This window comes from Larkinella punicea, from assembly GCF_003334855.1.
In the GTDB taxonomy this organism is placed as follows: Bacteria; Bacteroidota; Bacteroidia; order Cytophagales; family Spirosomataceae; genus Larkinella; species Larkinella punicea.
Window position 1 is genome coordinate 26,024 of record NZ_QOWE01000041.1, and the last position, 7,445, is coordinate 33,468.

8 protein-coding genes are annotated in these 7,445 nt (G+C 55.4%); 6 read left to right on the forward strand and 2 right to left on the reverse strand.

Translation table 11 applies throughout. The features are described 5' to 3' along the window. Positions 1-29: 29 nt before the first annotated feature. A complete protein-coding gene (locus DUE52_RS31350; protein ID WP_114410095.1) occupies positions 30-479 on the reverse strand; it encodes a Fur family transcriptional regulator in 450 nt (149 codons plus the stop codon). A 196-nt stretch (positions 480-675) separates the two neighbouring features. On the opposite strand from DUE52_RS31350, the gene DUE52_RS31355 reads away from it, so the two are divergent. From DUE52_RS31355 to DUE52_RS31380, 6 genes are all read left to right on the forward strand, one after another. Further along, complete coding sequence (locus DUE52_RS31355) at positions 676-1,524, forward strand: TonB-dependent receptor plug domain-containing protein (protein WP_165841072.1); 849 nt, start codon at positions 676-678, stop codon at positions 1,522-1,524. A gap of 123 nt (positions 1,525-1,647) precedes the next feature. After that, positions 1,648-2,532: a TonB-dependent receptor gene (locus tag DUE52_RS31360; protein ID WP_114410097.1), complete on the forward strand. Its 885-nt coding sequence runs from the start codon at positions 1,648-1,650 to the stop codon at positions 2,530-2,532. Continuing rightward, positions 2,484-3,332, forward strand: coding sequence for a hypothetical protein (locus tag DUE52_RS31365; RefSeq protein ID WP_114410098.1), 849 nt, complete (start codon positions 2,484-2,486; stop codon positions 3,330-3,332). Before DUE52_RS31360 ends, DUE52_RS31365 begins: the two co-directional genes overlap by 49 nt. Before the next feature lie 41 nt (positions 3,333-3,373). Continuing rightward, on the forward strand, positions 3,374-4,615 hold the full coding sequence (locus DUE52_RS31370) for a DUF4876 domain-containing protein (protein ID WP_114410099.1): 1,242 nt from the start codon (positions 3,374-3,376) through the stop codon (positions 4,613-4,615). Positions 4,616-4,652: 37 nt separating this feature from the next. Beyond that, the gene (locus DUE52_RS31375; RefSeq protein WP_133299994.1) at positions 4,653-6,104 is read left to right on the forward strand and encodes a DUF6850 family outer membrane beta-barrel protein; all 1,452 of its coding nucleotides are present in this window, start codon (positions 4,653-4,655) and stop codon (positions 6,102-6,104) included. Positions 6,105-6,112: 8 nt separating this feature from the next. Next, entirely contained in the window at positions 6,113-6,994 is an 882-nt protein-coding gene (locus tag DUE52_RS31380; RefSeq protein ID WP_133299995.1) for a hypothetical protein, read from the forward strand. A gap of 195 nt (positions 6,995-7,189) precedes the next feature. Here the strand turns inward: DUE52_RS31380 and DUE52_RS32700 are convergent. Further along, positions 7,190-7,445 (reverse strand): hypothetical protein (locus tag DUE52_RS32700; protein ID WP_222930351.1); only part of this gene is annotated, 256 nt, incomplete at its 5' end.

Below are 7,445 nucleotides of genomic sequence, written 5' to 3' on the forward strand. Positions count from 1 at the left end.
ATTACGGGGTGTAAAGTCGATTTGGCCAGTCAGTCCAGATGCTTCCTGCAGTCGTCGCAGGTACCCTCGGCCAACAGGCGCAGATTATCAAGTTGGTATTGACGGACTAAAGCTAAATACTCCTCGGGCAATTTGGGAAGGGGAACCACGGTCTCACAGTGCGAACATTTAAAGTGCGGATAGTCAGCGGATATCCCGGCAGCGGTCAGGCTAGCCGTGGGGGCGGAACCATCGGTGGGGGCGAAAAAGTAGGAGCAGATTCCGCTGGCATCAATATGCTTCCGAATCAGGTTAGCCTCGGTCAGGGTTAGTAAGCTTCGGTATAGACTAACGCGGTCCAGCGAATGGTCAAAGGCTCGTTCCAGATCCACGTTCGTGTAGGCCCGTCGGGACTGCTTGAGCAGCGTCAGAATACCGGTCCGGATGGGAGTAGGGCGAATATCACGATCACGCAGGAGTTGTTCAATATCGCTCATCATGGATTCTTCTTAAGGTGATGGGTTGTGAAAAACACGCCGGGTAACAAAAGTAGTCTATTTGCAACATAGTTGCAAATAGTAAAAGTTTACCTATTTTTGCCATTCAAATAACGAAAGGCGTTGAAAGGCACTGAAGAAAACGATGGGAAAATGGCGATACGTTGCGGTTTTGTTCTGGCTAAATCTACAGTTATCCATGGCTCAACAGCGACTCATGCTCTCGTTGCAGGGGGTGATTCGGGCGGCTGAAACCGGAAAGCCGCTCGAAGGGGTCTATGTGGGTTCGCCTACCCTCAACCGGTGGGCAATCAGTGATGCGAAGGGGCGTTTCGTATTACCGAACTTTCCGACGGCTGCGGTCGAGCTTACGGCCACCTTATTGGGGTATGAACCTGTACGTATCCCACTGGACGCATCCGCCGGACAGCAGCCACTGGTCATTACCCTTCGTCAACAATCCCTGGCCCTGGCCGAAGTTCGGGTGGTAGCCAAAGAACAGGCGCTCGGTTCCGGCTCGATGATCGGGCGACAGGCGATTCAGCACGTTCAACCCGTTAGTCTGGCCGATGTGCTGCAACTGGTTCCGGGGCAACTGGCCATCAATCCCGATTTAAGTAATGTGCAGCAAAGTCTGCTGCGTCAGGCACCAACGTCAACAGCGGCCGATCGAATGAATGCGTTGGGAACGGCACTGATTCTCGACGGTGTGCCGCTTTCCAACAATGCCAATTTACAATCCGACGTCACGATCCTGAACGCTTCGGCGGGGTCGCTTCCCCCTTTTTCGTCTGCCGTTGGTCGCGGAAATGATTTGCGGCAAATTCCGGCCGACAACATCGAGTCCGTGGAAGTGATCCGGGGCATTCCATCGGTGCGGTTTGGCGACCTAACCACCGGGGGCGTGCTGGTGACGACCCGGGCGGGGGTCTACAGTCCCCGGCTTACCCAGCGGCTCAATCCGAACCTGTCGCAGACGGCTTTCGGATACGGTTTTCGGGCCGCAAACACCGGAACGTTCAACATCGATACCGACCTGGCTTTTTAGCGCAGCGATCCGCGTGATTTCCTCAACCTGTTTTCCCGCTGGAACAACCAGCTTACGTGGACCCGCAGTTCCGGCGCGTGGACCAATACGGCCCGCATCGGCTATACTACCACGCTGGATGCGTTGCGGCAAAGTGCCGACGCCCGCAATCCATTGCAGCAGCAACGAGCCCACGAACGGACGCTGCGGCTCAACCTGCAGGGCGGCTGGCGACCCGCGAACCGGGCTTTGCGTTCACTGGACTATACGCTGGGGTATTCGGTAGGTCGACAGAATGGTTATTTTCAGGATTTAATCACACGGGATATCTTTCCGATCAGTTCCGCCCTGAGCGATACGACACTCGTGGCTGGCTACGGAAAAAGTGAATACCTCAACCAAACCCGTGTGGATGGCAATCCCAAATCGCTGTACGGGCGGTTGGAAAGTGTCTGGTTCCGGCAAACCGGAAACGTTACGCACCGGCCCATTGCCGGAACCGAATGGAATACCACGGTCAACAAAGGCCGGGGCCGCCAGTTCGATCCGCTCACGCCACCCCGGCAAAATTACAGCATGGGCGACCGGCCACGCGCTTTTGCCGATGTACCCGCCCTCCACCAATGGGCGTGGTATGCGGAAGACAGGATGACGACCAACCTCCACGGCCACGCCTGGACCATTCAGGCGGGGGTCCGACTCGACCAGCTCTCGGTGGTACAACAAAGGCGGCAGTGGCAGGCCCAACTGGCCCCGCGCATCAATTCCCGGCTGGAAGTGGTGCCTGGCGGTTTTTTGCGGGCGGGTTACGGGTGGATGTACAAAGCCCCGACTCTGTCGTATCTGTACCCGAATCCGACGTATTATGACCTGGTCAACTTCAATTATTTTGCTACCGACCCCGCCGAGCGGATGGTGGTAATGACTACGCGCCGGATTGTTCCCGACACCCGCTCGGTGCGGTCGTTCAAAGCCCGCAAATGGGAAGTTGGGTTCGACTGGGCCAGCGAAAAATCACGGCTCAACTGACCTATTTTCGGGAGAATACCGACCGGGCTTACCAGATTGCCCGGCAGCTGCAGCCCCTGACCTACGCGCGGCTGAAAGCGGTCGACTTTCCAAAAGGGCAGCAACCGGTATTGAGTCCAGAACCCGCCAGGATCGACACGTTTATGGCCGCCTACGACACACCGGTTGCGAATTTAATAATTCAAAATCAGGGGGTTGAATTTACGATAGAAGTGGCTGAACTAAAGCCACTCCGCACCTCCTTTAACCTGAACGGGGCCTGGATTCGGACGGTTAGCCGCTCCACGGAACCGTTTCTGGATGCCAACCGGGCAGTTTTCAGCGACCAGACCCAGAACCGGATTCCCATTTACACCCCGACGAGCACGGCCAGTGGACGGTTCAACACCAGTCTGCGGGTGATACACCGCATTCCGGCTCTCCAATTGGTCGCTTCTGCTTTGATCCAAACCATCTGGTCGGAACGAAACCGTTACCTGCAGTACGACAGTCTGGCCATTGGCTATTCCACCAAAGCGGGTCAGACGGTGTGGCTCACGCCGGAACAATCACTTGAAACGGCGCATCAGTCGCTCCGGCGGGGCGTCAACCCGGTTTCGCTAAACTGGCAGGATCGGCCACCGGTCTGGCTTCTGAATTTGCGGCTCACCAAAGAATGGAAAGCTGCCAGCGGGTTTGCTTTTTACGTCAACAACGTGCTCGCCAACAAGCCGCTTTACGATAACAACGTAAGCCGGGTTCGCCAGCTACGCGATCATCCCAGTCTGTTTTTCGGCGTCGAAGTTTTTTATGCCTTGTAATCCGATTATCTATTTTATAAAGTCCAACCAATTGATTGATTATGAAAGTATTACTTCCTGTACATGCCCGTTCGGTTCGTTCCCTGGGCGAAGGTCTATTCTTTTTACTGCTTGTTTTAGGGTTCACGGCCTGTACGAAGGACAAGGACGTGGTCGAGCCCGTTCAGGTGGAAGTAGCGATTAGCTATCCCGCCAACTACAAAGCCAAAGCCGGGGCCGGTATTACGGTTAAACTGGAAAGTACGACTGGTGGCGAATCCTTTACGCAAACCACGGGTGGCGATGGTAAGGCCGTGTTCACCAGTGTGTTGCCCGGTACGTATAATGCAACAGCCACCCAAAAGCTGTCAGCGGCTGATGCGGCTGCGGTGACGGGCCTGTTTTCGCAGGAACTGACGCTGAACGCGGCCAAAACGTCGCTTAACATCAACGCGACGGAGAACAAAACCATTGCGCTGGAACTGGCCGGAACGCCCGCCGGGTCGCTGCTCATCAAGGAAGTGTATTACACCGGTTCCAAAACGCCCAGCGGAGGCACCTACTTCTCCGATCAGTTTGTCGAGATCTACAACAATTCCGATCAGGTGATTTATCTGGATGGCTTGTGTATTGCCGACGTGCACGGGGTGTCCGGACAAATTAATCCCAACTCGGCTCCCACCGATTTCAAGACGGATGCGGCTCATGTGTACTTGAGCAGTGTCTGGCGGATTCCCGGCACGGGGCAGCAGCACCCGTTGGAGCCGGGCAAGAGCATTATTATTGCGCAGGACGGAATCAACCACAAAACCGACCCCGCCGGTAATCCCAGCAGCCCGGTGAATCTGGCCAATGCCGAGTGGGAAACCTACAACGAACGGCCCGACAACCGGGATACCGATTCGCCCGCCGTTCCGAATCTGGAACGGCTCTATTTCACCGGCGGTTTTGACTGGCTGGTGCCGGTTTTTGGTCCGGGCCTGGTTATATTCCGCACCCCCGACTTCTCGAAGCTGGAGAAAGCCGTCATTCCGTCGAGCCCGACGCTAGAACCCCGCATTAAGCTGCCGGTGGCGCAGGTGATCGACACGTTTGAAGCATTGCAGGATGGCAACAGTGGCGGTTTCAAGCGAATTCCGGTTGCACAGGATGCCGGTTTCGTGTTTGCCTCCGGAACGTATACCAGTGAAAGTTTTCGCCGGAAAACCGCAACCACCCTTAACGGTCGGCGGATCTTGCAGGATTTGAACAATTCGGGCAGTGATTTCGAGAAACTGGCGACGCCGACTCCGCGCGGATTCTAAACGGATGCGGTATTGTTTTTGGGTAACCATTTTTGTTTTGGTTTTTAAAAGGTCGTTGCTGTGGGCGCAGTTGCCGGATAGTTCGCTGGGAGTCCGTCACCGGTTTGCCATGCCGCTGAATGTGTGGATGATTGCGGGTAATCCGGCCGGTTTGCCCGCAGCTTCCTGGCCCAATTACATCCGCACCGGATTAAGTTCAGATCACCGGGCGGGTGATTTTCGACGCCCCCAGGAACCGGAAGTGGTTCGGGCGGGCTCTTTTTCGACCGAGGGCTTAAGACGGCTGGGCGACTGGGCCGTGAGCGGGCGGTTTCGATACCGCAAACACGCAGACCAGAACCAGCGCTGGGGCAATACCGCCGATCCACTCAGCGGCAACCCGTTCGTCTGGGCCGACGAATACGGCGGAGACTGGCAACGGGATCATATTCAGACAGAAGTCCACGCGGGACGAGTCATTAATGACCGGGTCACGGGCGGGTTGTCAATCCGGTATGATCTGGGACAGGGCGCTCGCCAGAACGATCCCCGGCCTTTTTACCGTTTCCGGGATTTAAGCCTGCGTCCCAGCTTTCTGTGGCAGCTTTCCCGACGGCATTGGCTGGGCGTCTGGGCGGAATACCGGCATACGCTGGAAGAAAATCAGATTGGCTATTACGCCATTCAAACGCCCCAGTTGTACCGGTTGCGGGGCCTGGGAACGTTCGACCGCTCGCCCGTGGTATCGTCTGACCGGCTGGTTACGGGCCGCTGGTTCGGCGGGAGTATGCAGACAGGTGTGCGACTTGATCATAACCGTCACCTAACCGGCATGGTTTCGGTTCATTTTGGCAGCGAAAATACCGGCGAAGGCATTGCCGTGGAACGGCCGAATGGCCGCTACGAGGAACGGCGCTGGGAAGGGAAGCTGGCGATGGATTGGATGCGAAGCGACGGACTTCGTCGGCTGAATCTTTCCGCCAGCCGACGGTCCGGCGATGGCACCGACCCCATCTTTAAAGCCATCAATGTGGGATTTACCCGGCAGGAAATTCAACTGGAAGTCCTGCAAAACCGGCAGCGGACCCACTCTGCCCGGCAGGTATCGGCGCAGGTTGGGTATACCCACCAGGAAGCGTACAATATTCTTAATCAGACTAATTGGGCGATTCATCAGGTTCATGTACGAACGAATTACCTGATTCGGATGCCACTGCGGGGGCGGTGGGTGGCGTTTGCGGAGCCCGTGCTGGCCATGGTTTATGCCCCGCATCGGAGTTACCAGGCTCTCCGGCCTACCGAACTAACGCCCCTGTTGGTGAAGCCCGATTTTTCAGTACGGAGTGCCAACTACGGCCAACTCGGTGGCGAAGCGGGCGTCGATTGCCGACTGAGAAACAGTTGGCTTCGGGTAGCCTTTGAAGGGCAGTGGGAGCAACCCTTCCAAGGGATCGACGACGTTACGGGGCACCGTTCTTTTTCATCTTTATCCATTCAATTTTTTCACTGAAGCGAAGTATGAAACGTATTTTCAGCTATAGTTTTTTGTTGCTTTCCATGATGCTGGCGTGCCGAACGGGGTATTCTCCGAGCCGCCTGCCCGGCGCGTCCAGCCAACTATTTCCCGGTTATGAATCCCTGCCGCCGGACGAGCAGCGGCTGGCCGATACCTTACTGGCGTATGCCCTGGATCACGAAGCGCTGTATTCGCTGGCGGATACCCTTAAACCCATCAGTACGGTGCGGCAAATGACCTTTGCGGTGGAGGATAGTACCTTGCGGGACGGAACGGCCGAGGTGGCCCTCAACCAGGCAGCTTTGGATTCGGTCCGGCGAGTTCAGCGGGTGCTCACGGCCCTCAGTGGTGGCCGATTGGAGTTCGTGCTGATGCCGTTTCAACATCTGTACGAGCGGACGAAACGTCATTTTGAAGTAGTCGTCTGCCGGAAAGACCTCATCGATCGCAAACTGCGCCAGTATGCACCATTTTTTGGGCAGTGGGGCCTGACGGAAGGAGCTTCACCGGGCATTTTGCTGATTCTGACGGAATACGAAGCCCGTAACGACCGCTACCGGGCCTATGGGTACCTGTTTGGTTATCCCAAACACACTGTGGATTTCTTTGTGCAGGCCAGCCAGGAGGAGCAAAAAACCGGGCAGTTTGTCAAGCGGGATTTCTTCCATAATCCAACCTACGCATCAACCAAAGGCTATTTCACTTATACTATACCGAAAGGATACCAACCTACGAAGGTCGACTCGGCGATTTATCGGCGGGCCAGCTTTACGCTGGCCGAATATCGCCAACGCCGTTCCCAGTATAAAATGGGAACGGGTTTACAGGCTGTGCGGTTGCTGCGGGAATGGGAGGCCGTATGGAGTTCTGCAGGAAAGAAGTAAGTTGCCGTCAATTTTATATATGGGCAGTCAGTCGTCCAGCCCCAGGCTGGACGCAAAGTTATAGTCATGAATCCAACAGATCAGCATTTACTTCCACCACATCAACTACACACCAATACAGGCAGTGGCTCTCTCCCTATGTACGAGAATAGGTCTTTTTCTTATATATACGAGTCTGGTAATGAGGTAGTTAATTCAGTGAATGGTAGCGGGGATGAAAATGATTGGCAACTGTTGATAGAAAAGGTAAAACAGGGAAAGTTCTACGAGTATTTGCTTCAGGAAGCCGTCAAGGCGACGGGCAAAACAAACCCGGGAGCTGATGACATGAGTCATCCCGAATTTTGAGTTAAGGCAAAATCGACCATAAGCGCGTTGGTGATGGCTAAGCGTAATCTGTAAATCGGCACTGAAGCAGTTCGGTGCCGATTTCCCGTTCTGGGCACCCACT

Excerpts from the sequence above, each read along its gene's own strand:
- DUE52_RS31350 (WP_114410095.1), bottom strand. The coding sequence starts at position 479 with ATGATGAGCGATATTGAACAACTCCTGCGTGATCGTGATATTCGCCCT.
- DUE52_RS31365 (WP_114410098.1), top strand. The coding sequence starts at position 2,484 with ATGGGAAGTTGGGTTCGACTGGGCCAGCGAAAAATCACGGCTCAACTG.
- DUE52_RS31380 (WP_133299995.1), top strand. The coding sequence starts at position 6,113 with ATGAAACGTATTTTCAGCTATAGTTTTTTGTTGCTTTCCATGATGCTG.
- DUE52_RS31355 (WP_165841072.1), top strand. The coding sequence starts at position 676 with ATGGCTCAACAGCGACTCATGCTCTCGTTGCAGGGGGTGATTCGGGCG.
- DUE52_RS31370 (WP_114410099.1), top strand. The coding sequence starts at position 3,374 with ATGAAAGTATTACTTCCTGTACATGCCCGTTCGGTTCGTTCCCTGGGC.